The following is a 24,698-nucleotide window of genomic DNA, read 5'->3' on the forward strand; positions in this document are numbered from 1 at the left end:
TGTTGGGGACGATGGGGATGAGCCCGTCCTCCAGCATGTTGTTGATGAGGTTGACGTCCACCTTTTCCACGCGGCCGGTGTGCTGGTAATCGAGCCCGTTGAGCACGCCCATGGCGCGGGCCCGCACCCAATTGCCCACCACGCCGTTGGCGCCGTTCTCGGTCAGAAGCGATATCAGGGTATTGGTCACGTTGGATGCGCCCAGCTTGACCAAGGGCATGGCCTCTTCGCTGGTGATGCGGACGTCGTCCTTCATGGTGGAATTCACGCGATAGGTCTTGAGCACCTTGTCGATGGAATGCTTGGCCCCGGGCACCAGCACGATCTTGACGCCGATCTTCTGGAGCAGGACGATGTCCTTGATGAGCAGCAAGAATAGGGGCTTGCCCATCAGTTGATCGTCGATCTTCAGCACGAAGACGTGGTCGCGGTAACGGCGGAGATACCCGAAGACCTCACGGATGGCTTGCATAGGGAATGCCCCCGCCGCCTGGGCCGGTCCCACCGCCCTCGCGCTCTGCCTCTTGCCGCTGCCTTGCATCTCCCGATTTCCTCCTAAGAGCAACTAACCGAACAATCTAGGTAAACCGCGCCGCGCCGCTTGCAGGCCTTGCGCCGCATCGTCCGCGGCGCCGGCCGCCCACAGCAAAAACCCAAGATGGTATTGTACCGCGCGCCGCAATCCGTTGTCCCGCGCCCCTGCTTCGGCCCCGCCCATGGCCGCCATCCAATCGGCCCACGCCGGGAACTTCCCCAGGGCGTAAACGTCCGATGGGATTTCCAGGCCCAAGGCGGAGGGCTTTAGGCTCTCTTCGCGGATGGCCCCTTGCGCGTCCACCGCCACCATCTCCGTCTCCTTATGCAATACCAGATCGACCGTCCCATGGTTCCCCAACAGGATACGGCCGGTGAGGCCCTGATGCGCCAAGGTCGCGGCCAGGCGCAGGGCGTAATGCTTATGCGAAATGCCCAAGAGCATGGGCGAGGCCGGCCAAGGGTTCACCAGCTTTTCGGCGGTATGCAGGCAGGAGCGGAATCCCAATTCCCCCCTTACGCCGTCGAGGGCTGCCAGACCCGGGACCAGATCGGAGCAGGCGGAGATCAGCGGCGCGCCCGCGCCCGGAACGAATTCGGCCGCCAAGACCCGGCCTAAGGCGAGACTGGTATCGAAGGAGGCCCGGTTGCCTTGCAGCACCGGCTCGCTGCGGACGATGCCGATCCCGATCCCGAAGGCGGGCAGAAGATGGGCGGCCAAGAGCGAGGCGAGGCCGCCCTTGCGTTGGGTGTCCGAAGCGAAGTTGAGAACCAGGGTCCTTTCGCCGGCCAAGGGGGATTGGGGCCGCAGACGCGCGCGGAAGACGTCGGCCAGGGCGTCGAGCTCGTCCTGGGTCAGCTCCTTGATCCGCAGCGCTTGCAGGAAGGCGCCGAGTTGGGACGGCGCGAAGTCGCCCGCGAGCAGCGATTCGAAGGCGGCGCGGGCCTCGGCGGCGTCCAGATCGGCGGATAGGTTCTTGCCCTTCCCCACCTTCTTCACGTACTCCACCGGCCTTAAAACCGGGGCGGCGCCCTGCGGCGTATCGATCGGCATAGGACCAAATCTAGCAAGCCTCGCCGGAACGGGGCCCGGGACTTGCGGACGGATCTTAATGCGGATTGCCATGCCGGGCATTGTTACGCATTTTGGAGGCATGAACCATGCATCGCGGGACAGCGCGCCTACTTCCTTCCAGAAGGCATCCTTCCTCATCTACCTGCTCGCGGTGAGCGCGGCCTTTTTCTACGTACTGCGCGACTTCATCATGCCGGTGATCCTGGCCGCGGTTTTCACCGCCCTTTCCTTTCCCATCTACGACGCCTTCCTGGCCCGGGTGAAGAAGCCCGTTATCTCCGCCTTACTGACCTTGATCTCGCTATTGCTGGTACTGGTATTGCCCCTCATTGCCGTCGGCACCTTGGCCTACCAGGAGGCGGTAGGCTTCTTCACGCATACGAACCTGGACGAATGGCGGCGGCGCAGCGTGACGATGGCCCAAGGCCTCCACGATCGCTTCCCCACCCTTTTCCAGCGCGTGAATCCGGGCAACCTCACCCAGATGGCCATCGGCCATTTGCAGGAGGCCTTCCAATTCATGCTCAAGCACAGCGCGGACATCTCCCTGACCGTGGCCAACAACCTGCTCAGCTTCTTCCTGATGCTTTTCATCATGTTCTACTTCTACATCGACGGGAAGCGCATCCTGGAAAAGCTTATCGTGTGGTCGCCCCTCAAGGACGAATACGAGCGCATCCTGATCGAGAAATTCATCTCCGTGAGCAAGGGGACGATGAAGGGCATCCTCGTCATCGGCCTCATCCAGGGTTTTTTGGGAGGGCTCATCTTCTGGGCCGTGGGAATGACCTCGCCGGTCTTCCTGGGAGTCCTGACGGTGTTCGCCAGCATCGTTCCCGCCGTAGGCAGCGCCTGTATCTGGGGGCCGTCGGCCTTGGTCCTTTTGGTCGAGGGCCGCTGGATCGCCGCCATCATCCTGGTAGCCTTCTGCAGCCTCGGCATCGGCAGCGTGGACAATGTGGTGCGGCCCCGCCTGGTGGGCAAGGACATCAAGATGCACGACTTGCTGGTACTGCTCAGCACCTTGGGCGGCCTGGGGCTTTTCGGCCTACCGGGCTTCATCCTGGGGCCCATCACGGCAGCCATGTTCCTGGCCATCTGGAACATCTATGAAGAGGTCTTCGCGGACGAACTGGCGGCCAACCGGGAGTCGGGCCCGCGTACGCGCAAGATCGCGAAGATCATGAAAGAGGACAAGCCCTTCGGGGCCAAGCCCCCGAAGTAGGCGCCCCCTCGCGCTAAAGCCTCCCCTTTGATTCCGCCCCCGCGAACGGCCTATAATGGGAGCGTGAGAGAGCGACGCGAATCCCTGATCCCCCTCCCTCCCGATTGGAAGCCCGAGGTCTTGGCCCGGGTCATCGAGCGCGAGGTTGAGAAATGGTGGGACGAAGGCTGGGTGTTCCTGAACGCCGAGACGGATGCCTTGATGGAATCGGTATGCCTGTTCTTCGAGCGCCCCATCGCGCCGGAAGAGGATTAGCCCGGCGCCGCGCCCGTCGATCGGCGGGAGCCAGGCCGTCTGGATGAGCCTGGCGGCCGGCGAGATCTTCCTGGATCACCAGCATCGCGATCAAGGGCATATCACCCTCCAACGGGGCTCCGACAATCTGCTCATCGACGCGGGCGGGTACGGAGACTTCGCCACCACCTTCCACAACACCTTGCTCTTCGATGATCGGGGCGCCGGGGACATCTCTACCTATCCCCCGGGGACAGGGCGTGTGGAGCGGGCCGGATATCGGCATCCGGCGCACGGAATCCGCCGCCGCCTATGCCTACGCCATGGCCGATTTCGCGCGGGCCTACGTGACACCGGATGGCCTGCGCAACTCGGTCAAGACCGCCGTGCGCCAAATCCTTTTCCTGAGGCCGGGGATCGTGATCGTCCATGATCGCGCCCGCACCGCGAACGCGGCCGTCAAGCAGATCTTCAACTGCAACTTCCCGGGCCTCCCCTCGCGGACGGGCGACGTTTTTTCCGTGGCGAAGGGGGCTAGCAAGCTGTTCATGAAATCCTTGGCGCCTTCCGGCGCCGCCCCCGCCATCGCCATCGCCGCGACGGCGGGGAATCCCGTGATCTTCAATTACCAGGAAACGTTTTCCGGGTCAGCCGACCACACCTTCCTGCACGTGTTCCAAGCCGCATCCAAGGACTCCGCCGCCATGGCGCAGACGACCTACGTGGACGCCGGCGACGCGGAAGGCGCGGAGGCCCGCCAGGGCGATACCAATTGGGTCGCGGTCTTCCCTAAGCTCGACAGCCTGCCGGGCACGGTACATTACGCCTTTTCCCAATCGGGCCCGTAACGCCACTTGATCGCCGGGTCGCGGCCCAACCAGATCTTTTCCGTCACCGCCACCGTGGCGGGCCAGAAACCCTTAGACGCCAAAAGCGTCGCCGCCTCGGCCAACGGCGTATTGTCCTTCGGCTTCCCGGCCGCGCAAGCGGGGGAAGTCACCCTAGTCAATACCGGCAAGGTGGGGATCGCCGGTCCCCCGAAGGCGGGCGCATGGGCGCGGGTCCGGAGCCAGCGCGGAGCCGTGCGGGTGGAGCTCTCCCTGGATCGCCCCGCCCGTGTTGGCTTGGCTCTGTTCGGCGCCAACGGGGTAAAACTGGAATCCTTGCCGGAACGGACTTTGGGGTCGGGAGACCACGTCCTGCTCTTGCCATCGGAAACGGGCGTTACCAGAGAGCCGGCTGCGCGCGTCCGCTACCTGCGCGTTACCTTGCGCGGCGATGGATGGAGACGTTCCGTTACCTAAGCGATTTTCCCCGCCTCGTTCCTTTAGAAGTGGTCTTATAAATAGGTTCGAAGCGAAAAGGGGTCCGTTATGCTTCGGAACCGATTTTTCTTTTTTGTTTCAGGTTTTTCGCTTTCCATAGCCTGCCTAGGTTGCGACTCACCCACGATAGAGGGTGCGCCAGCGCGAGGCGCGCAGTAGACCATGGACAGGTTTTGATTTACCTATGCGCCATGGGCCGTCGTTTCCCGCCCTTACGGGTTTGCCTTTTATTTCCGGCGCTTCTCCCCTGCACGGCGGCCACGGCTCCCAATTGGAGCGAACAAACCCTTGATGTTCGCTTCCTGACCGAAGGCATCGCTGCCGGCGATTTGAACCGCGACGGAAAGCCCGACGTAGTGGCGGGGCCCTATTGGTATGAAGGCCCGGCCTTCACGCGCCGGCATGACCTTTACGCGGCAACGCCCTTCGTGCAGGACGGGTATGCCAACAACAACCACGCTTTCGTTTACGACATCAACCGCGACGGCTGGCCCGATGTTTTCGTTTGCGCCCGTCCCGGTGAGGCCGCGAAGTGGTATGAAAACCCCGGCACGCGCGACAGCGTGTGGATCGCGCATCCCGCCCTGGATTCGGTGGAGAACGAAAGCCCGCAGCTCAGCGACGTGGACGCCAGCGGGAAGCCCGAACTTGTCATGGTCACGCAAGGCTATGTGGGGTGGGCCGCGCCGGGCGCCGATCCCGCCCTGCCGTGGATCCGCCACCGCATCTCCAGCCCGGGCCCCTGGTACCGCAATACCCACGGGCTGGGCATCGGGGACGTGAGCGGAGACGGTCGCAAGGATATTCTCATGTCCGACGGCTGGTGGGAGCAACCTGCGGCGGGAGACACGACCGGGGTATGGCGCAGCCATCCTTACCCGTTCTTCCAAGGCACCGAAAGCAATCCCGGCGGCGCGCAAATGTATGTCTACGACGTGAACGGCGACGGCTTGCCGGACGTCATCACCAGCCTGGACGCGCATGGCTTCGGGTTGGCCTGGTTCGAACAGGTGCGCAACAACGGCAACATAGGCTTCATCAAACACGTCATCGTCGGAACCCGCGCCGAGCAATCCACCTACGGCGTGGCGTTTTCCCAATTGCATGCCGTGGCCTTCGCCGACGTGGACGGCAACGGCTTGCCGGACATCATCACGGGGAAACGGTGGTGGGCGCATGGTCCCACGGGCGACGTGGAGCCGGAATCCTCCGCGGTGATTTACGCCTTTCTCTTGACGCGAAGCCCTTCGGGGCCGGTATTCACTCCTTCTCTTATCGATACGGCTTCGGGGGTGGGTACGCAAATCACCGCCGTGGACTTGGATGGCGACGGCCGGGCCGAAGTCCTCAGCGCGGCGCGCAAAGGCATTTTCGTTTTCCGCTATACGGGACCTTCGCCCTTGCGCACAATGATTGCGCCGCGTAAGCCGCCACCGGAGGCAAAGGCGGGGTTTGATTTCCTGGGCCGCCTGCGGAAGGGGATTTCACCCTTTTTCCGGGTGCGGGGAAATCCGTCCCGCCGATAAGCCCAGCCTGGGCGGATAAATCTCAATACCTTTGAATGCCATGCCGTCCCCCTTCCCCGCTTTGGTCTGCTTCGCCCTCGTCTTCGCCGCCAGTGCGTTCGCCCAAGCCACCCAGATTTCGGTGACCAACGCCGCGGCGGACGTGGTGCTGAAAGGGAATTACAACCCGGCCGATTACCAGGCCGCCACGGAGATCGGCAACATCGCCGTCATCGCGCCGGATATGGCAGCCCGCATTTCCAAGGATACTTTGGCCGCCACGCTGACGAAACTGGCCACCTTTTACAATCGCAACAGCGGATCGGACACGGTCTCAGGTACGCAGGGCATCGGCGCGGCGCGGCGCTGGGTGTATTCCAGATTCCAGGCTTATGGCGCACAGAACGGCGGGCGCTTGCTGCCCTCCTATCTCCAATTCACCCAGGCCATCTGCGGGATGAACGGCCATAAGGACGTATTCGCGGTGCTGCCCGGGCGCGACACGTCCAACCACGGCGTGCTTATCGTGGAGGGCCACCTCGACAGCCGCTGCGAAAACAGCTGCGACATCACCTGCAAGGCCCAGGGGGCCGATGACGATGGCAGCGGCGTGGCTCTGGTCCTGGAGTTGGCGCGCGTGCTGCCCAAGTACACCTTCAACCGCACCTTGGTGTTCCTGGTGACCACGGCCGAAGAGCAAGGGCTGTACGGCGCTTACGCCTTCCGGGATTATTGCGTGAACGCCAAGATTCCCGTGACGGCAGTGCAGAACAATGACGTGGTGGGCGGCATCATTTGCGGCTCCACCGCCTCGCCGCCGGGCTGCACCACCCCCGGGGCGCTGGACAGCACGCACGTGCGCATTTTCTCGACGGCCATCAATTTCTCCATGAACAAGTCCCTGGCCCGCTTCATCAAGGGTCAGTACGAGCAATGGCTGAAACCCTCCGCCACCGTGCCCATGACCATCAATATCATGGATCCGACCGATCGCACCGGCCGCGGCGGGGACCACGAACCCTTCAGCGAAGTCGTCGCGCCCGTCATCCCCGCCCTGCGCTTCACCGAATCCTTCGAGAACGGGAACGGCTCGCCACCGCCGGCGGGACGGCAGCATTCCACCCTGGACGTGATCGGCGATGACTTGAACAACGACGGGAACATCGACCAGTATTACGTGAACTACGACTATCTGGTCCGCAATACCCAGATCAACGGCATCGGCCTGATCGGCGGGGCGTTGGGACCGCAACCGCCCGCCTTCACGTTGACCGAGCCTCAGCCGCAACGCTACATCCTGATTGCCATCACCGCACCCACCTCGCCGGTAGATCAGTACAAGGTGGCCGTTCGCGTCACGGGCAACGACTTCGCCGTGGTCTACGCCATGAACGGCACGACCTTTACCCTTCCCAACACCAAAGCGGGTACCACCTATTACGTGGCCACCTCGTCCCTAGACGGCAACGGGGCGCAAAGCCTGTATACGCAGGAGCAAAGCATCAGCGCCAGCGTCAATGGCCCTCCGCCCACAGCCATCGCGCCGAGGGAAGCAATAGGAAGCCCGGGTTTCCGGGACGTCCGGATCGCGGACGATCGTATCACCTGGATCCTGGAAGCGGGAAACCGGATCGGGACATCCGCGGCTTTGCGCATCATCGATGCACGAGGCCGCACGGTGCGGCTGCATACCTTCCGGTTCGCGGGGCCACGTTACGAAGCGACCTTGGGCCGGGACCGGCTGCCCTCCGGCGCCTACCGGGCCATCCTGGAAATGAACGGCAAAACCGTTTCCAGCCAGTCCCTGGTCCTTTAAACCTCCGCCCCGCGCGCGGGCGAGGATCCGTTTATCTGTCATTCATAGCTTAAGGCTTCCATGGGCGATAAGCGCGCCGCCTTCAGCGCCGGATATAGGCCCGACGCCACCCCCATCAAAACCGTCAGGCCGAAAATCCAGAGAAAATCCGAAGGAGGCAATTCCGGCACTATGCCTCCGGTGGCTTTTTCGATCGCAGGCCTGAAAAGCAAAATGGGTAGGCCCAAGCCCGTGCCGACAATGCCGCCGACCAAGCTGAGCGTGACCGATTCGACCAGCAATTGCAAGAATATCTGCGCCGGTGTCGCCCCCAGGGCCTTGCGCACGCCGATTTCCTGCACGCGTTCCGCCAAGGTCGAAAGCATGACATTGAGGATGTTGACGCCGCCGACCAAAAGCGCGATACAGGAAATCAACCAAAACACGATTCGCAAATTATTCATCATGACCGAATATTCGCCGATGAAATCGAAAAGGCGGAAGGCGAAATCCTGGGCGCCGCGATGCAAGGATTTCACCAGTTCCGTCAGGGGCCCATCCAGGGTCGCTTCCGCATTGTCCGCATCGACGACGAGATTCATCCATTCCACCCCGGGGTTAGGCCCGGTGAAATCGCGCAAAAGGCTTCGTATCGGCACGTATATCCACCATCCCGGCACATCCCATCGCTTGAATTGGCGGGTGAAAACGCCGACGATGGTATAGGGCACGCCGGCGATGTCGATCACCACGCCGGACAGGGAATCATCGCCGACCGCTAAGCCGCCACCCTGCCTGAGCGCCCATCCCTTCTCCTGCCGGATTTGCCGCAGCAACTCGGCGACTTTCCAACCCACTACGGCCACGCGTTCCCCGCGATCGTATTCGGGCTTGATGGGAAAGCGACCCGACTCGATGAGCGCTTTTTCATCCTCCATTAAGGCCTTGGCATCCACTCCGCGCACCTGGGTGGCGCGCGTTCGGCCTTGGTAACTGATGCCCAAATTCGCCTGGGCCACGCGCGAGGCGCGCAGGGCGATGCTTTGCGGCCGGTTCATGCTATCGGCATCGGCAAGGCGCACGCCTTGAGAGCGCGCGAATAGGGCTTCCTCGGCGGGCGTATTCGCCGGTTGCGCGCGCAAACCGACGCGCCCCACGCCGCCCATATCGGCCACCAAGGTCTTCATGTATTTCTGCGTGCCGGTTTGAAAGGCCGTCATTACGGTGACGACGCCTATGGCCAAAGCCACGCCGGCCAAGGTTAAAACGCTACGAAAGCGATTCGAAACCATTTCCAACCGGGAGGCTTGCACGCCTATCCACACGCTGCGAACGGAGAATTTCATGGCCGTTTCGCCCTATCCACGCAAGGCCTCCACGGGTGAAAGCCGCGCCGCCTTCAGGGCCGGGTAGATGCCCGCGAATAAGCCCGTACCCCAACCCAATGCCAGGGCCAAGCCGTAATCGCCGAGCGTCAAGGTGGGCGTTACGGGCAAAATATCGCCTAAAAACCAGGTCGGAGCGCCACCCAATAAAAGCCCTAACAGGGTTCCCATACCCGATACCGTAACCGACTCCGCCAGGAATTGGGCCAATATGGAGGCATCGCCGGCGCCTAAGGCTTTGCGCACGCCGATTTCCCGCAACCGGCTGGATACGGTAGCGAGCATGAGATTGAGAATGCCGACGCCGCCGACCCCGATAGCCATCAAGGCTATGGCCCAGCCCAGCAGGGAAAGGACGCGCGAGGCCTTGGCGCTTTCAGCGATCTGCTCCTCGGCGGTGAGAATGGAGAAATCGCGCGCGCCCCGGTGGTTTTTCAGGAGAAAGGCGCGCAATTCGCGCATGGCCATCTCGGCATCCTGACCCGATCGTATACGCACCTTGATCGATTGCAATTGGCCTTGCTTGCCGGCGAAGTGATGCAAGTAAGCCGCATAGGGATAATAGGCGATCCGGCGGCGCCAATCCAGGCGGCTGGCGGAAACCACCAATCCGACCACGCGCCATTTCACCTTGCCGTATTCCAGGTCTTGGCCTAAGGCAGCGCGACTTTCCCCGAAAAGATCGGCGGCCAATTTATCTCCGAGAACGCAAATTTCCTCGCCGCGATCCCATGCCGGTGACAGGCGCGTTACCGGTTCCTGCCAATCGCCCGCGGGAACGTTGCTCTGCTCGAAATAAAGCCAGTTGACGGCCTGGGCATGCGCGTTTTTCGGGCCTTTAGTTCCGCGGAGGGTATTATCCGTATGCCAGCCCTCCGGAAGAAGCGCATCGCAGCATTCGGCCTTGCGCACGAAGGCCTGCATTTCGTCGTAGCGCAAGCCTTGGCTGCGCGAGAAAGCGGCCTCTTCTTCGGGGGTAGCCGCAGCGACCGACTCGACGGTCACCACGGACACCCCGCCCATGCGATTCATTTGCCTTTGCGATTGCTGTTTGGCGCCGCCGGTGAGGCTGTTGAGCAGTAGAACCGTGGCGATGCCGAGGCAAATGGAAAGCAAACTCAATACGCTGCGCCGCGAATTGGCCCCGATTTCCCGCAAACCCAGGCGCAAGCCGATCATCGCTCCGCCCGCATGATCGGCCCAGCCCTTCACTTCTCTACGGCTCCCTCTACGACTCCCTCTACGGCCCCCAATAGCCGCCCATCGCGCAAAATGCGCATCGAGCCGGCCGCATGGGCCACTTCCGCCTCGTGGGTGATCAGGATGATGCTGTGGCCTTCGGCATGCAACGCCGAGAAAAGCTTCAGGATTTCCCGCGTCGTATCCGAATCGAGATTACCGGTGGGCTCATCGGCCAAAATGAAATCCGGCGTCTTCACCAAGGCGCGCGCGATGGCCGCCCTCTGCTTTTGCCCGCCCGAAACCTCATGGGGTTTGTGCTTGCGCCGCTCCCAAATGCCGAGTCGCTCCATCATGGCCTGTACCAAGCGTTTTCTCTCGGCGCCCGCGATACCGGCGTAAATGAGCGGCAACTCGACGTTCTGCGCCAGATTGAGCCGCGGCAAGAGATTGAAATTCTGGAATACGAAACCGATGGATTGATTGCGTATGCGCGCCAACTCGGCGGCGTCGGCCTCATGAACGGCCCGGCCATTCAACCAATAGCTTCCCGAAGTCGGGGCATCGAGACATCCGAGTATATGCAATAAAGTCGACTTGCCCGATCCCGATGGGCCCATGATGGCGAGATAAGCCCCACGCTCCACTTCGACGTCGACGTCGCGCAAAACCGGGATTTCCTCCTTGCCTAGGCGATAAGACTTGCAGACCTTTTGCAAGCGAAGCAAACTCGTGAGGGCCATGCTTATTTCGATCCGCCGCGGGCCTGCTTCGCGCTTGGGCCGGGCGCGTCCTCATCCGCCAAGACTTCATCGCCTTCGCGGAGCCCGGCCGAGATCTCGATGCGATTGAAATTATTGGCGCCAAGAGTCACCGAACGTTTTTCTTTCCCGTCCTTGCCCGCGGGCACCCAAACGAAAGCGCCCTCGCCTACGCCGGTATGCACGCATTCGTAGGGCAGCGAAAGGACTTGCTTCACGTCCAACAAGGTGAATTCGACCGTGACCGTGGCCCCCGGAGGCAAGACCTTTTGGGCCTCGGCATCCATGGTGTCGAGAGTGACCCGCACGTCGAATTGCCTGACATTGCGATCCTTGTTTTCCTTGGCCATGCGGCCGATGTATTCCACCCGCCCGGAAAAACGCGCGCCGGGTTTGGCTTCGGTCGTGACGAAGGCCTTTTGCCCGAGGGAAAGATGCGGATAATCGAGTTCGGAAACCTTGACGGTCACGCGGCGCTTGGAAAGATCGGCCACGGTGCCAAGGGTGGTGCCTCCGCCGAAAGAGGCCGTGCCTGCCACGATCACCTCGCCCGATTTCACTTCCAGGCTGATCAAATAGCCGGCGATCGGCGCGATCACCGCCGTCTTGGACAATTGGATTTCGGTTTCGCGCAGGGCCAGGCTGTCCTGCCGCACCTGGATGTGCGTCAATTGCGCCTGCCATTGTTGATCCTGGATTTTTTGCGGCGATATGCCTTCGACGGCGCGCAAGCTTTCGGCCAGCGCGGCATTGCGCTGGGCTTGCGCATTCAAAATGCGGCTGCGCGACAGGGACAATTGATCGCGCACCCGGCGATTGAGCAACTGCTCGGGATCGATTTCGATCAAGGTGTCGCCCTTGCGGACGAAGTCCCCTTCTTCCACCCGCAAACGCTTGATTTGGCCGGACACTTCGCTCTTGAGGCTGACTTCTTCCTCGGCTTCCAGCACGCCGCTCAGGGTGAGGGCATCGCGAATGTCTTGCCTCTCCACCTTGTCCGTGCGCCGTGCCGGCTTATCGGATTTGGACCCGCATGCCATCAAAACGAGGCCCGAAAACGCCGCAGCCAGGACAAGAAGGTAAAGCCGTAAAACGCTTTTCCGACGTTGCTTCACGGATCAACTCCTTCCAAAGTCACGCCACTGGCCGCCAAGGCGCCGCCATTCCATTCTTCCATTTCCGCATTCAATAGCCGCAAGGCGATATAGGCGATGGTCACGTCCTGCTCGGCTTGCAGACGATCGCGCGCCGATAATTGCAATTCGGTGAAATCGAGATCGCCAAGGGCATGCCGTCTTTCCGCGATGCGGCTGCGTTTCCCTTCCAGCAAGGACTTTTCCTTGGCGAGTTGATATCGTTCGCGTTGCGTGGCATAGGCGTCGGTAAGGCGGGCCAAGGTGGTGCGCAAAACCGCCAGGGTTTGGGACGAATCCAATTTTTGCGCTTCGGCCTGCAGAAGGGCTTCTTGCAAATCGCGGCTTGCCGACAGCGTGGGCAAGGTCCAGGTGAAACTGGCTCCCAGTCGCGCATCGGATCGTCCGCCAAGGGGCTTTCGCCAACTGGCGAGCAAATCCAATTGCGGCTTTTCGGCGTCGCGGGCGCGTTGAGCCTGCAAATCGAATCTCTGCCGCAAATGCGCCAGGCGCAACCAGGTGGGATGATGCAGGCTCATGGCCTCTTCATCCATCACCGGGGGGGACGGCGGATCCGACTCCAGGCTATCGGAGAAATGCAGGCCCAGCGCGGTCAATACGGAATCCCCTCCCGCCGTTTCGCGCCCGCCCGTCCGGAGCGGCGATTCGCCCAAAAGCAATAGCAGCTCGGCGCGTTTTTGACGATACGTTTGCCGGGCTTCCAGCAGGGCTTGGCGGGCCCCCAAGGCCTGGATGCGATAACGCAAATACTCGTCCTCGACCATATCGCCGAGCCTATGCTTGGCCTCGGCGGTGCGCAGCGACTGCTCCCAATAGGCCGAATCCGCCAGCAGGGCCTGCATTTGCCTGGCCTGGAGCAGCAAATTCCAATATCCGCTACGAGCCTCATGGATGATCGACAGCAATTGGGCGCGCAATTCGGCCTCTGCCAATGCCTCTTCGTTTTTCGCCGCGGCGATGGCCGCCCGCGCCTCGGATTGCGCTCCGAAGCCCCGCAGCAAGGGTTGCCGTAGGCTAAGCGACACGGTTTGAGTGTCGCTCCATGCGCCTCCTTCGGGGCGATGCAGGCCGCCTCCGGCTTCGGCGCCGATTTGGCCTCCCGTCGGCAAGGCTTGCTTCAATCCGACCGAAGCCTGGGAGGCATACCGATCCTGACCTGGCGCTAGAGTCACATCCGTGTTACCCAAGCTGAACGTGACCGGACCGGCCGCGTTGGGGGCGGTTTCCGCCGAAGCGTCCAAAGTCCACACGGGCCGCATGGCCTTTTCCGCCGTCCGCCTTTCCAAACCCGCCGCCTGTCGCGACAGTCGCTGCCGCGCCAGGTCGCGATTGCTTTGCAAAACCAGGCGCACCCAAGCGCGCTCTTCTTGCGGCCAAGCGGGAATGGGTGTCGTATCGCCAAAGGCGAGCCAACCGCTGAGCAAGCAAAGGCCCATCGATTTGCCAACGCTCATTTTACAAACGCCCATAATATCCTCGCCAATAACGGCCCCTCGCGCCCAAGGCGCGCAAACCAAAGTCCCGTCTCGGCTACGCCTGCCGCCAGAACGCAAGCTTCCGTCCATGGCCGCTGCCCAAAGTACCAATCTTCGCGGCAAGGGAAAACCAAACCGGCGCACGCCTCGCCTTATACTCCTTGAGGCTTAACCAGGAACCAAGACAAGGGCCTCCGCCCCTCCCTGGCGCCCGGCATTTATTATCATGGGGAATCCGGCATCTCCCGGGTTCCGGAGGCGCCCCTTCGGAAACAACCAGTTTGTATGGTTCCGATATCTTACCGGCCGATACCGCCGCCGCGCCCCGCCAGCAGGCGGCCCAGCTCCAAGGCATTGTAGGCGGCCTTCGCCCCTACGTGGTTCTTGAATACCGCGGCCACCGTATCCGTCTTCTTGCGCATCGCCTCCAGGCCCGTGGCCAGTTCCCCCAGTTCGCGCGGCGAATAGAGGTAATCGTAGCGCGCGTTGCGGGCGCGCGATCGCTCCGCCGGCGAACCTCCGGCGCCATGGCCGTCGGGCCGCCAGGCCCCCAGATTGCGGCCGCAATAGCGCACGTAGGCCTTGGAGGATGTGGCATAGGCCCGCAGGGGGAACATGTGGGGTAATTGCGGAAGGTCGGTATTGCAGATGCCGATGCCGGCATCCTTCAGGGCTTGCAGCACCGCTTCCTGGTGCCAAGTGCGGTTGCGGAACTCGATATGCACGTCCAGCCCCTCGGACACGGCGGCCGAGCCCGCCGCCAGCAGGTAATCGAGCGCCTTGCGCCCGCGTTCCATGCCTTCGTCCAATTGGATCAGGAAGGAATAGAAGCGGCCGCTCTCGGCCAAGGGCGAGACCGCGGCCGCATGGCGCCGCATTAGGGAGCGGCCCTCTTCCGCGTCCCACGTGCCTTTATGGGACACGTCCCGATGGACCTTGACCGAATACATCATGCCCACCTTGCTGCGCCGCTCCAGTTCGGCGAACTGCTGCAAGAGCGGTTCCTGGTAAAAGGTGTGGTTGAGCTCGAGGAAGGAGAAATAAAGCTGGTAGAAAGGCAGGCGCGCCTTGGCTGCGGGAGGGTAGAAGCGCCCGTCCCAATCGTCGAAGGAGTAGCCGCCCGTGCCCACGCGCAACCCCAAGGCGGAAAGATCGGGCGGGATGTCCTGCGGCTTCCAGGCCCCGGGCTTCCCGGCCCCCGGCTTCCCGGCCCCCGGCTCCCCGGCCCCGGGCTTCCCGGCCTCTCCCGCGGCAGAGCGTACCTGGGGGACCCTGGAGGATCCACCCTGGCCCTGGGGTAACACGAAAGCTACCCCTTCGGGCCGAGGGGGGTTGGAATCGGGAGCGGGCGACCAATCACTCATACTGCACAAATGTATAGAATGCTTCGGGTGGAGATCAAGACCCGCAATCAAGATCCCCCCAAAACCATGTTGTACCTGGGATTAGATGGATTGGGCGTAGGTCAGGGCTAAAGCGGATAGGCCAAGCTGAGCGGGGCCGTGGGCTTAATCGCCAGTAATGCCATCGGCTTCCGCAAGAAACCCAACCAATCCTGCTTAGCCGCCGAGCCTGGTGGTGATGATCGGCTCCCCTTCGGTGACGATGAGGGTGTGTTCGTACTGGGCCACGCGGCTGCCGTCCTCCGTGGTCAAGGTCCAGCCGTCGCCGGTTTCCTCGGCCCATTCCGCCCCGGTCGATACGAAGGTTTCGATCGCCACCACCATGCCCTTGGCCAAGGCGCCTTGCTGGCGCGGATCGTAATAGTTGCGGATCTCATCCGGGTATTCGTGGAGCGCGCCGCCCGTCCCATGGCCGGTCAGGTTGCGGATCACGGCGAAGCCGTTCGCGCGCGCCTCGTTCTCGATGGCGCGGCCGATATGGCTCAGCTTTCTACCGGGCCGCGCCTGGGCGATGGCCTTGCGCAAGGCCCGCCGGGAGCAATCGCACAGCTTCGCCAACTCTTCGTCGTCGCTCTCGAAGGCCACGGTGTAGCCGGTGTCCGCGTAATAGCCGTCCAACTCGGCGGAGACGTCGAGGTTGATCAGATCGCCCTTGCGGATGCGGCGCCCGCCGGGGATGCCGTGGGCGATGGCTTCGTTGACGCTGATGCAGGTTTCGCCCGGGAATCGGTAGGTCTTGCGCGGGGCCGAGACGGCGCCGTGCCGGGCGAAGTTGCGCGCGGCGATGGCGTCCAACTCGCGCGTCTCGATGCCTTCCTCCATGGCGGCCTTCATGAGCTCCAAGGTCTCGGCTACCACCTGGCCCACGCGGCGCAAGGCTTCGATGTCGAATCGGTTGCGTACGGTCATATTTCCTCCTTAACCCGGGGACATGATAATCAGATAGCTAACCGCTGCCGTTTCTCCGAGTCCGGGCGGGAGAGGCTATCTTTCCGGGCATGAAAACCGTAAAGCTTTTTTTCGTTTTGATCGTCCTGGCCGCATTGGCGGGCGGGGCCTATTACCTATTCGGAACCTTCAGCGAGGGCGAACGCGCCGGAACCGTGATCAAGCTGAGCCGGAAAGGCTTCCTCTTCAAGACCTACGAAGGCGAGCTGAACCTGGGCATGGTGCTGAGCGACAATAGCGGGGCTTCGGTTTCGAACCTATGGGATTTCTCGGTGCCCGCCTCGAATCATGAAGTGCTCGACAAGCTGGATACGGCGATGGCGAGAGGGCACCGCGCCAAGATTTATTACCGCCAGATGTTCGTTAAAGTGCCGTGGCGCGGGGACACCGAGTACATGGTCGACAAGGTGGAGCTGGCGCCCTAGCTCCCGACCCGCCGGGGCCCGGCGCCCCCGTGAACCAATCTTTTGAATCGTTCGTGACATAGATCTCATTCTTGATTTTCACGATCAGGAATCCCCCGCCCTTCCGGCCGTCTGGCTCTCCAGGCTTACCCCGGCAGCCGGCCGGAAGCATCCCCCATTCCGCCGCGCCGACCCGAAAAAAAATGTGACGTTGAGTGCATTGAGACGGGAGGAAACGGGCGTAACGATTTCTCCCGGGGCCGCGACTCAATTTGGGAACGGGATCATTCATTCCGAATAACCCGCTCCGTGAATAGCCGCGGGACTTCCAGGCATTCATGGACATAAAAACCACTACTTACCAAAGGAACAATATGACTTTCGTACAATCCCTTTCGACCCTCTCCCTCGCTTTCGCCATGATCGGCGGCGCAGTCTTGCTCGCTCCGTCCACCTCCACCGCTGGAACGGCGAAGGCCAATAGCGGTTTCATCAGCATCGGCGCGCTCAAGCACGACGCCATTCCTTGCTCCAAACGTGGCGGCACCGACAAGAATTGCCGCGTCGGCCCCCCGGTCAATCCCCCTTCCCGCGGTTGCAGCGCGATCACCCGGTGCCGAGGCTAATGAACCGGACCACGGCCATCCGCTTGCGGTTGGCCATACGGTAAGAAAGCCCCTGGGATCCCGTGGGCTTCTCCAAATCCAGCTTCCCGACAACATGCGCCCCTCCCGACTCCATCGCTTCGCCGGCTTCCTCGCGCTTTGGCCGGGGTTCGCATGTCCGGCGGATTCCTTCCACCTTCGCGGTACGGAGGATCCTCGCGCCGCGGTCGAGCGAGCGCTGCCGAAAGACGCGTTCCGGGACTTTCTCATGGAAAGCCGGACGCGCGAGGATAGCCTTCATTACGCGCAAGGGGAACTGGCCCTCGGTCGGCAGGAAATCGATTTGGCCCTAAGCCATCACCTGGCCGCCGAGCTTCCCGCCGCCGGGAATTTCCGGGACGATCTGCTCGTCCAGCGATCCCGCATCTTCGAGCGGCTATGGCCGTCCGCCGCTCCCGATTCCAAAGGGAAGGATGACCTTGACGATGAGGCCCGCTCCCGAAGGCCCGCTTTCGACTGGGGCGCGAGCGCGGGACATTCCCGCGGGCTGGACCAGGCGGGTCCCCTTCCTCCCGATGGAAAGGCTGGAGCCGGAATCGAGAGCCGCGAATGGACCTATACCGCCTATGCCCGCCAAAGCTGGCCCGTTTCCTTGGGGAACCAGGATTTGCATCTGGGTCTGTCCGCGAATGCGAACCGGTCCAGCCTGGGGGGCGCTTCGGCGTATGAGGCGGCCCTGGAGGCGGGAATGCCGGACGGGATGCTGAAGAACCTGTTCCTCTCATTCTCTTCCGGATTCGCGCAGGCGCAAGATTGGGGTTCCTATCGGTACTTCGGCTTACTGGCCTCCAAGGCTTGGTATTTCATGGACGCGAATGCGTCCTTCGAAGCGGGTTTTTCCAAGCAATGGGATGGCGGATGGAAGGGATTGGGCGAGAATGCCTGGACCAAGGCAGGCCGCGACTTTCCGCTCGCGGGCGGCGATAATTTCCATGCGTCCCTCGAAGCCGCGGCGAACAGGCAGGGGTCCCAACCCGGATCCTATTTCTCGTTTTCCCCCGCTTTCAGCTACGCCTTCGCGATGCCCGCCGGCTGCCAGGCCCAGGCGGGAGCGTGGTATGCCTTGGATACTTACGCGGATTATCGGACGGGTCTGGATTTAAAACTGCGGAAGGATCTCCCCCATGGTTATTTCCTGTCCGTGGAATCTTCCCTCGAGCTCGGGTGGACGAATCCGGCGCGAACCGGCCCCGACGCCTTCCAGCCATGGCGATGGGGCATGAGCTTGAATGCCGGCCGATCTTCGGGCCGGTGAAATTCCCGATCCGCCAATGCCCGCGGAGATGCGGAAACATTCCTGACACCGCGATCCGGATCCGAAAACATTCGGGAATCCCTCCGCCCGATTCTCTATTTTGATCAGTACGGGGGGGCCCATGGCGGCCCCGCCGGCAGGTTCCGTCTTACTTAAATCCCGATGGGAGACCGCTTCCATGGAAAAGCCCGGCCGCCCCGATCCCATCCCTCTGCTTTTGATCAGCATCGACCCGATCAAGCTGGAAGCCCTGACCCGGGCCATGCGGGAGGAATCCCCGGAGATCACCGCGGTTAACGATCTGGGCGAGGCCCTCGGGAAGATAGCGAGCTCCCGCTTCGCCATGATCATCCTGGACCTGGAATTGCCCGGCGCGGATCCGCTCTCGTCCGTGGAAAAGATCAGGAACGCCCCCGGCTCCGATGCCACTCCCATCGTCGTCATCAACTCTTCCAAGCCCGATGAATCCGAGGTGCGCCGCGGTTACGGGCTCGGCATCGTCGATTTCCTGTATCTCCCCCTGGACGCGCCGTCCTTCTCGCCCCGTATCCGGATGCTGGCGCAGGTATTCCGGGAAGGCCTGGCCATCCGGGAGCAAGAGGCGTCCATGCGCCGGGAAACCAGCGAGTTGCGGAAGAGCGTGGACGAAGGGAGCGCCCGCGTGAAGCGGGTCGAAGAGGATTCGCGTCTGGTCTACGAGAATATCGTGGACTACGCCATCTTCATGCTGGACCCGGACGGGAAGATTTCCAGTTGGAATCCGGGCGCGGCCCGGGTGCTGGGCTATCCCGAAGAGGAAATCCTGGGCCGCGACGTCAGAATCCTGTTTACCCCTGAGGATCTCGCGGCGGGCGAATCCGAGAAGGAAATCAAATCGGCCCTGGACGCGGGCCGCGCGGAGGATGAACGTTGGCACGTCCGGAAGGATGGTTCGCGTTTCTGGGCCTCGGGAATCCTGACGCGGGTCCTGGACCACGATGGGAAGTTGCGCGGGTACATCAAAATCATGCGCGACCAGACCGAGCGCCAGATGGCCCGGGAGAAGCTGCAACAGAGCGAGGAGCGTAACCGCCGGCTGGTCGAGGAAATCCAGGACTACGCCATCGTCCTGCTCGATCCGGAAGGCCGCGTCATGACCTGGAACAAGGGCTTCGAACGGATCCTCGGTTATGAAGCGGCGGAGATACTGGGCCAGAGCGTCTCGATCATCTACACCCCCGAGGACCGGGCCCTGGGAAAACTCGCGCAAGAACTGAAGACGGCCGTGGAGCAAGGCCGCAACAAGGACTCCGGCTGGCGCGTGCGTAAGGATGGAACCTACGTGTGGAGCGAAGAAATCATCTCCCCCATCCGGAGGGATGACGGCGCCCTGACGGGTTTCACCAAGGTCATCCGCGACATCACCCTGCAGAAGGAAGTCGAGGAGGCGCGGGCCTCCCAGGTGCGCTACCTGGAGGGGATGGACGGCATTTCCTCCGTGCTGGAATTGAACCTGGATATGGAGCAAGTGCTGCAACTGGCCGTGGAAAAGATCAACGCCATATTCGGGGGGGATGCGGCCTTTCTCATCCATCCGCTTTCCCGGAATACGGCGCGTTTCCGACTTCCCTATGTCGCCGTTAAAAGGGCCGCCGGCAAAGGGCCGCTGTCAAGGCCAGCGGGGCCGCCATCAGGGCCTGGGGGCGCGGGAATCGTCGACGGCGCCCCCATGAATTCCGGATTCGCTTCCGCGCTGCATTTCTCTTCCGAACCCATCCTCATCGATCGGGATAACCCTATACCCGGACTGGAACCTTGCCTATCCGGATCCGGCGGTTCGCTTGCCGCCATCTTGATCCGCCCGAAAATAGGGGAGCCTTGGGCCCTTTCCGTCGTCCATTGCGCGGAGAGAGCGCCTTGGCCCGCGAACGATCTCCGACTGTTCAAGGACATCGGCCTCCGCCTGGCCGGCGTGCTGGATAACCTCCTCCTCCATCGTAACCTGAAGCAGGCGGAAGAAGAAGTCCGCCGATCCCGGGATCAGCTCGACGTGATCCTACAAGGGATAGCGGATGCGATCCTGGTTTATTCGCCATCCGGAGCGCTGGTTTTCTCCAACCAGGCCGCGGCGCGCATGCTGGAATACCCGGCGCAGCCCACCGAACGGCGGGATGAAATGCGTTTGGAGGAATCCCTGCGGCGGATGGAGATCATGGACGAAAGCGGCAAGCCGATGCCTCCGGAGCAGACGCCTTTGCGCCAAGCCTTGAAAGGGCTGGAAACCCCTCCCACCTTATTGCGGTACCGCCTGGGAAGCGAAGGCCAGGAGCGTTGGCTGATCACCCGGGCCAAACCCATCCTGGACAATGCCGGCAGGGTGCGTATGGTCATTTCCATCTCCCAGGATACGACCGAATTGCGCAAGGCGGAGGAGCAGTTCCGCCAGTCGCAGAAGATGGAGGCGGTGGGCCGGCTCGCCGGCGGCGTCGCCCATGATTTCAACAACCTGCTCACCGCCATCAACGGATACGCCGACCTGCTGCTCGGCATGATGGAAAGGGAGGATTCGCGGCGGTCCTACCTGGAGGAAATCCGCAAGGCCGGCGATCGGGCGGCGTCCCTCACCAACCAACTGCTGGTCTACAGCCGCAGGCAAATCCTCTCCCCCAGGGCCGTCAATCTCAACGACGTCGCGTCCCAGATGGAAACGATGCTACGCAGGCTCATCGGCGAGGATATCGAATTCCAGGTCCGGCTGGACGGCGAAATCGATACCATCAAGGCGGATCCCGGGCAGATCGAGCAAGTGATCCTGAACCTGGTCGTGAATGCCCGCGATGCCATGCCCAAAGGCGGCCTGCTTTCCCTGGAGACGCATCAGGTCGACATGGCGGACGAGCCCGGGTGCCTTAACGAACCCGCCATAGCCGGCCAATACGTGCGATTGACCGTCCGTGACACGGGCGTGGGCATGGAGGATTCGGTCAAGAGCCGCCTCTTCGAACCCTTCTTCACGACCAAGAAAACGGGTCATGGGACGGGCCTGGGGCTTTCCACCGTCTACGGAATCGTGCGCCAGAGCGGCGGATGCATCGGGGTGGAAAGCGAGAAAGGCAAAGGCACTGCTTTCAAGGTGTATTTCCCGGCCGCCGGGATCGTGAACGGCGAAAAGAAAATCGAGGAAAGCGGGGGGACGGGATCCGATATGTCCGGTACGGAAACCATCCTGATCGCGGAGGACGATTTCGCCGTGCGCAGCCTCGTCAGGGATATCCTCAAGTCCCACGGATACCGCGTGCTGGAAGCGGGCAATGGCGTGGAGGCTTTGGAGGCCGCCAATGAATACCCGGGGAAGATCGATCTTCTGTTGACGGACGTGATCATGGCCCAGATGGGGGGACGCGAACTCACCGATCGGATGAAGCTCATCCGCCCCGACCTGAAAACCATCTACATGTCGGGATACACGGATGACGCCGTCGTCCGGCACGGGGTCTTCACGAAGACGGAGGCATTCCTGCAAAAGCCGTTCACGCCGGAAAACCTGGTAAGCAAGGTGCGCATGGTGCTGGATTCGGTTTCGGCGTGAAATTCCCGATTCCCCGGCACATGAATACCTCGCCGATGCTCTCTTTGTACGGAGCGCAATCGACGAAGCCGTTCCTGCGGAACAGCCGAACAGCGTCCTTGCAGCGATGCGAGGTGTCGAGAAAGATGCGCGCATATCCAAGCGCGGCAGCCTCCCGCAGCAACCGCTCGAAAACCATCCGGCCAAATCCCAACTTGCGGCGATCCCGCCTGAGCCATAACCGCACCAGTTCCGCATCCATTCCCGCTAGGCGGCGCAAGCCCCCGCATCCGATCACCGCTCCGTCCTGGTAAAGGACCAGGAATACGCCGTCTCCGGGCCCGTATACCGTAGCATGATCGTCGAGATCGCGCAGATAGCCCGTTCGTTCATAATGGAGCAGCAAACCATCCCGGTCCTTCGGAAGGAATTCGAGATCGCCGTAGAATTCCAGCACGGAGTCGGCGATCAGGACTTTCACGTCCGGTACGGTATCATCGGTGAGCGGCCGCAATCGATCGTAGCCATCGCCCCGGCCGTAATGCTTGGTATTCTTTTCATCCGTTATCATGGTCGCCCTGGCCGCGCATGCCCGAGGATGCGCAGCCCCGTCTCTTCGATCGCGATGGGGACTCCGGCCGCCTTCAGGGCGCGTTGCAACGGGTCCGTGAAATCGGGCCCTCTCCGATCCGGCCGCACGTCCAACTCGATCCATTCGATGGCGTTGTATAAGGGCAGGCCCGCCGGGAAGCCCGGCGACCATGACAAGGGCGGGTCCTGGAGGTCGGTAATCTGCCGCACGCGGAAGGGGGCCGGGTAACCGGCGATGCCGGCGACCGCATCGATGGCGGCGCGCCACTTGGTGCTATTCATCAGCACGTTGAGCCGGTTGCGCGAAACGAACTGCCGCAAGCGCTCCACTTCGCGCTTCTGTTCCTCGGTCAGCTTGTCCTTGGCGATTCCCATGCGAGGCCCAGGCGCCAATATATTCAATCCTTGATCGGATAGCTCGGCGCCAGTTGGCTGATCTTCACCTCGGATCGCCCGCCCCGGTCGTCCACGAGCTTCAGGTCCAGCACGAATTCCTCGGCGGCCCGCTTGGCATCTTGCCCGGCCTGCAGGCGGGAGCCGCATTCGAAGCCGGTGATCATCAGGCTATCGCGCGCCCGCACGCGGATGCGGCGGCGGTCCTTAGGGATGAGGCGGGCCCAATGGCCGCGGGGATCCCCATGCAGCGTGAAGCAAACGCGACGCCGGCCGGCGTTGAACGCCACTTCGCCGAATCCCCGGAAGCCCAGGGTACGCACGTATAGGCTATCGAGGGTCACGGCCCGGGCCAGGCGGTTCTTGATCCACACGGCGCTGCCGGCTTGGGCGGGGTTGGACCAATCGGACCGCGAGAATTCGGCGGAGGACGCGGACCCGCTCGCGAACAGGAAGACGAAGACGAGGGCGGCGGCGAAAGACTGAAGCGAAGGCATAAGCATTTTTCTCGGGATGCGGACGACTCCCGCCAATGTAGCGAAGGATCGTTCGCGATCCGACCCCTGAAACCGCCTCGTAGCGATCTCACAATTCCTGACATATTTATTTCGCGTAACGAAAGCCCTACGCGTCCCCGGCGTTTCCCGCGCTCAGGATCGCCCCGAAGCCGGAGCGCGCGCGGATCTTGGCCATCGCATCGCCCAGGGCCCGCTGGCGGCGATCGTCCCCGGTCGCGAAGAGTTCGGTCTGGCCGGTATCGGGTTTGGGGGCCGGCGCCGTGAGGGAGACGGCGCGCAACGCCACGCGCCGCTGGTAGAGGATGCGGAAGAGATCGTGGGCGAGGGCGGCCAGGATCGCGAAGACGTCGGTGCGCGGCCGCACGGATGCGGTCTTGCGCGCCGACTTGCCGTCGGCATAGCGGATGGCCAGGGTGAGGCGATCGGCCTGCAGCCCGCGCGCGCGCAGTTGGAAGACCAGCTTGTCGGCGGTAAGCCGCACGGCGCGCGCCAGCGCGTCGTCATCGTTGCCGTCGGCGTCCAGTACGGTCTCGGCCGAGGGATCGCGGATCGCCGCGCGCCCGATCTCCAGATCGAGGCCGCAGGACAGGGTGAAGAGCTTGTCGCCTTCGGCCCCGAAGCGCGCGGCCAGCGCCTCGCGGCCCAAGGCGCGCACCTGGCCCACGCTCTCCAGGGAATAGCGGCGGATGCGGGCGCGGCATTGCGGCGACAAGCCCGGCAGGCAAGCGGGAGGCAAGGGATCGAGGATGCCGGATTCCGATCCCGGCGGGCAGGCCGCGGCGCCTTCGTCGCGCCCGGCGCCAAGGCGCGCCATCACCTGGGCCATGAGGCGCGTGGCGGCCGCGCCCGCGTATACTTCCTCCAGGCCGGAAACGTAGCGGGCATCGCGAAGCAGCTTACGGGCCAGGCCTAAGGGACGCAAGGCGCGGGCTGCCGGCGTGCCGGTCATGTCCAACAGCGCGCGGCCCCCGCGCACTTCGGACTCGGGCGTATAGCGCAAGGCCAAGGCCCGCAGTTCGTCGCCCAGGGCGGTTTCCCACGCGGGGTTGCGCGCCGCGACCTCGAGGCCCCGCAGGCGGCGGCGCGCGGCGGCCAAAGGCATGCCCGCGAAAACCTCGGCGGCGCGCGCGGCCGGCGAGACGGCGACGACGTAGGTCTTATGGTTGTCGGGATCCTGTTCCACCACGGCGAAGGGGCGGCCGCGCAGGCGATCGTCCCAGGCGGCGATGGCCTGGGCCGGGAACTCGGGGGCCTCCAAGGCCAGGAACAGGGGCGACGGATGGGCGGGCATACTGCCCAAATGTACAGCATATCGGCGGGCGGGGCA

At 62.7% G+C, this 24,698-nt stretch carries 23 protein-coding genes; 10 read left to right on the plus strand and 13 right to left on the minus strand.

Features of this window, described 5'->3' with window-relative positions; genetic code table 11:
• Together JF616_19170 and JF616_19175 are read right to left on the minus strand one after the other, a co-directional pair.
• Window positions 1–541: hypothetical protein (locus tag JF616_19170; protein MBW8889886.1), on the minus strand; the 541-nt coding region annotated here is incomplete at its 3' end.
• A gap of 24 nt (window positions 542–565) precedes the next feature.
• Window positions 566–1,588 (minus strand): hypothetical protein, encoded by a 1,023-nt coding sequence (locus JF616_19175; protein MBW8889887.1) that lies wholly within the window; start codon window positions 1,586–1,588, stop codon window positions 566–568.
• A gap of 100 nt (window positions 1,589–1,688) precedes the next feature.
• Between JF616_19175 and JF616_19180 the strand changes: the two genes are divergently transcribed.
• The 6 genes from JF616_19180 to JF616_19205 all read left to right on the plus strand — a co-directional run bounded on the left by JF616_19180 (window position 1,689) and on the right by JF616_19205 (window position 7,714).
• Window positions 1,689–2,834: an AI-2E family transporter gene (locus JF616_19180; GenBank protein MBW8889888.1), complete on the plus strand. Its 1,146-nt coding sequence runs from the start codon at window positions 1,689–1,691 to the stop codon at window positions 2,832–2,834.
• A gap of 63 nt (window positions 2,835–2,897) precedes the next feature.
• Entirely contained in the window at window positions 2,898–3,089 is a 192-nt protein-coding gene (locus JF616_19185; protein MBW8889889.1) for a hypothetical protein, read from the plus strand.
• Window positions 3,090–3,328: 239 nt separating this feature from the next.
• The gene (locus JF616_19190; GenBank protein ID MBW8889890.1) at window positions 3,329–3,916 is read left to right on the plus strand and encodes a hypothetical protein; all 588 of its coding nucleotides are present in this window, start codon (window positions 3,329–3,331) and stop codon (window positions 3,914–3,916) included.
• 6 nt (window positions 3,917–3,922) lie between these two features.
• The gene (locus JF616_19195) at window positions 3,923–4,372 is read left to right on the plus strand and encodes a hypothetical protein (protein ID MBW8889891.1); all 450 of its coding nucleotides are present in this window, start codon (window positions 3,923–3,925) and stop codon (window positions 4,370–4,372) included.
• Window positions 4,373–4,566: 194 nt separating this feature from the next.
• Window positions 4,567–5,919 (plus strand): VCBS repeat-containing protein, encoded by a 1,353-nt coding sequence (locus tag JF616_19200; protein ID MBW8889892.1) that lies wholly within the window; start codon window positions 4,567–4,569, stop codon window positions 5,917–5,919.
• A 40-nt stretch (window positions 5,920–5,959) separates the two neighbouring features.
• Window positions 5,960–7,714, plus strand: a complete 1,755-nt coding sequence (locus JF616_19205) for a M28 family peptidase (protein MBW8889893.1) — start codon at window positions 5,960–5,962, stop codon at window positions 7,712–7,714.
• A 38-nt stretch (window positions 7,715–7,752) separates the two neighbouring features.
• Here JF616_19205 and JF616_19210 read toward each other — a convergent pair whose 3' ends face one another.
• The 7 genes from JF616_19210 to map form a co-directional block, all read right to left on the minus strand.
• The gene (locus JF616_19210; GenBank protein MBW8889894.1) at window positions 7,753–9,039 is read right to left on the minus strand and encodes an ABC transporter permease; all 1,287 of its coding nucleotides are present in this window, start codon (window positions 9,037–9,039) and stop codon (window positions 7,753–7,755) included.
• Window positions 9,040–9,051: 12 nt separating this feature from the next.
• On the minus strand, window positions 9,052–10,290 hold the full coding sequence (locus JF616_19215; GenBank protein ID MBW8889895.1) for an ABC transporter permease: 1,239 nt from the start codon (window positions 10,288–10,290) through the stop codon (window positions 9,052–9,054).
• Window positions 10,287–10,985: an ABC transporter ATP-binding protein gene (locus JF616_19220; protein MBW8889896.1), complete on the minus strand. Its 699-nt coding sequence runs from the start codon at window positions 10,983–10,985 to the stop codon at window positions 10,287–10,289. The genes JF616_19215 and JF616_19220 overlap by 4 nt, the downstream gene beginning before the upstream one ends.
• A gap of 17 nt (window positions 10,986–11,002) precedes the next feature.
• A complete protein-coding gene (locus JF616_19225; GenBank protein MBW8889897.1) occupies window positions 11,003–12,133 on the minus strand; it encodes an efflux RND transporter periplasmic adaptor subunit in 1,131 nt (376 codons plus the stop codon).
• A complete protein-coding gene (locus tag JF616_19230) occupies window positions 12,130–13,641 on the minus strand; it encodes a TolC family protein (GenBank protein MBW8889898.1) in 1,512 nt (503 codons plus the stop codon). The genes JF616_19225 and JF616_19230 overlap by 4 nt, the downstream gene beginning before the upstream one ends.
• 305 nt (window positions 13,642–13,946) lie before the next feature.
• Window positions 13,947–14,951, minus strand: a complete 1,005-nt coding sequence (locus JF616_19235; protein MBW8889899.1) for a DUF72 domain-containing protein — start codon at window positions 14,949–14,951, stop codon at window positions 13,947–13,949.
• A gap of 255 nt (window positions 14,952–15,206) precedes the next feature.
• Window positions 15,207–15,959, minus strand: coding sequence for a type I methionyl aminopeptidase (gene map, locus JF616_19240; GenBank protein MBW8889900.1), 753 nt, complete (start codon window positions 15,957–15,959; stop codon window positions 15,207–15,209).
• Between the two features lie 89 nt (window positions 15,960–16,048).
• Here map and JF616_19245 point away from each other — a divergent pair, with 89 nt between their 5' ends.
• The 4 genes from JF616_19245 (at window position 16,049) to JF616_19260 (ending at window position 21,890) form a co-directional block, all read left to right on the plus strand.
• Window positions 16,049–16,423, plus strand: a complete 375-nt coding sequence (locus JF616_19245) for a hypothetical protein (GenBank protein ID MBW8889901.1) — start codon at window positions 16,049–16,051, stop codon at window positions 16,421–16,423.
• Window positions 16,424–16,776: 353 nt separating this feature from the next.
• Window positions 16,777–17,028, plus strand: coding sequence for a hypothetical protein (locus JF616_19250; protein ID MBW8889902.1), 252 nt, complete (start codon window positions 16,777–16,779; stop codon window positions 17,026–17,028).
• 247 nt (window positions 17,029–17,275) lie between these two features.
• Window positions 17,276–18,322 carry a hypothetical protein gene (locus JF616_19255; protein ID MBW8889903.1) on the plus strand — a complete coding sequence of 349 codons (1,047 nt, stop codon included), beginning with the start codon at window positions 17,276–17,278 and terminating at the stop codon, window positions 18,320–18,322.
• A gap of 178 nt (window positions 18,323–18,500) precedes the next feature.
• Window positions 18,501–21,890, plus strand: a complete 3,390-nt coding sequence (locus JF616_19260) for a PAS domain S-box protein (GenBank protein ID MBW8889904.1) — start codon at window positions 18,501–18,503, stop codon at window positions 21,888–21,890.
• Here the strand turns inward: JF616_19260 and JF616_19265 are convergent.
• From JF616_19265 to JF616_19280, 4 genes are all read right to left on the minus strand, one after another.
• A complete protein-coding gene (locus tag JF616_19265; GenBank protein MBW8889905.1) occupies window positions 21,832–22,440 on the minus strand; it encodes a GNAT family N-acetyltransferase in 609 nt (202 codons plus the stop codon). The genes JF616_19260 and JF616_19265 overlap by 59 nt on opposite strands.
• Complete coding sequence (locus JF616_19270; protein ID MBW8889906.1) at window positions 22,437–22,835, minus strand: hypothetical protein; 399 nt, start codon at window positions 22,833–22,835, stop codon at window positions 22,437–22,439. Before JF616_19270 ends, JF616_19265 begins: the two co-directional genes overlap by 4 nt.
• A gap of 23 nt (window positions 22,836–22,858) precedes the next feature.
• Complete coding sequence (locus JF616_19275) at window positions 22,859–23,350, minus strand: hypothetical protein (GenBank protein ID MBW8889907.1); 492 nt, start codon at window positions 23,348–23,350, stop codon at window positions 22,859–22,861.
• Between the two features lie 127 nt (window positions 23,351–23,477).
• Entirely contained in the window at window positions 23,478–24,662 is a 1,185-nt protein-coding gene (locus JF616_19280; protein ID MBW8889908.1) for a hypothetical protein, read from the minus strand.
• Window positions 24,663–24,698 lie beyond the last annotated feature (36 nt).

The organism is Fibrobacterota bacterium (genome assembly GCA_019509785.1).
Taxonomy (GTDB): domain Bacteria; phylum Fibrobacterota; class Fibrobacteria; order UBA11236; family UBA11236; genus Chersky-265.

Coding starts and splice junctions, on each gene's coding strand:
- JF616_19175 (MBW8889887.1), bottom strand. CDS start 1,588: ATGCCGATCGATACGCCGCAGGGCGCCGCCCCGGTTTTAAGGCCGGTG.
- JF616_19180 (MBW8889888.1), top strand. CDS start 1,689: ATGAACCATGCATCGCGGGACAGCGCGCCTACTTCCTTCCAGAAGGCA.
- JF616_19205 (MBW8889893.1), top strand. CDS start 5,960: ATGCCGTCCCCCTTCCCCGCTTTGGTCTGCTTCGCCCTCGTCTTCGCC.
- JF616_19210 (MBW8889894.1), bottom strand. CDS start 9,039: ATGAAATTCTCCGTTCGCAGCGTGTGGATAGGCGTGCAAGCCTCCCGG.
- JF616_19230 (MBW8889898.1), bottom strand. CDS start 13,641: ATGGGCGTTTGTAAAATGAGCGTTGGCAAATCGATGGGCCTTTGCTTG.
- map (MBW8889900.1), bottom strand. CDS start 15,959: ATGACCGTACGCAACCGATTCGACATCGAAGCCTTGCGCCGCGTGGGC.
- JF616_19245 (MBW8889901.1), top strand. CDS start 16,049: ATGAAAACCGTAAAGCTTTTTTTCGTTTTGATCGTCCTGGCCGCATTG.
- JF616_19250 (MBW8889902.1), top strand. CDS start 16,777: ATGACTTTCGTACAATCCCTTTCGACCCTCTCCCTCGCTTTCGCCATG.
- JF616_19255 (MBW8889903.1), top strand. CDS start 17,276: ATGGAAAGCCGGACGCGCGAGGATAGCCTTCATTACGCGCAAGGGGAA.
- JF616_19260 (MBW8889904.1), top strand. CDS start 18,501: ATGGAAAAGCCCGGCCGCCCCGATCCCATCCCTCTGCTTTTGATCAGC.
- JF616_19265 (MBW8889905.1), bottom strand. CDS start 22,440: ATGATAACGGATGAAAAGAATACCAAGCATTACGGCCGGGGCGATGGC.
- JF616_19270 (MBW8889906.1), bottom strand. CDS start 22,835: ATGGGAATCGCCAAGGACAAGCTGACCGAGGAACAGAAGCGCGAAGTG.
- JF616_19275 (MBW8889907.1), bottom strand. CDS start 23,350: ATGCCTTCGCTTCAGTCTTTCGCCGCCGCCCTCGTCTTCGTCTTCCTG.
- JF616_19280 (MBW8889908.1), bottom strand. CDS start 24,662: ATGCCCGCCCATCCGTCGCCCCTGTTCCTGGCCTTGGAGGCCCCCGAG.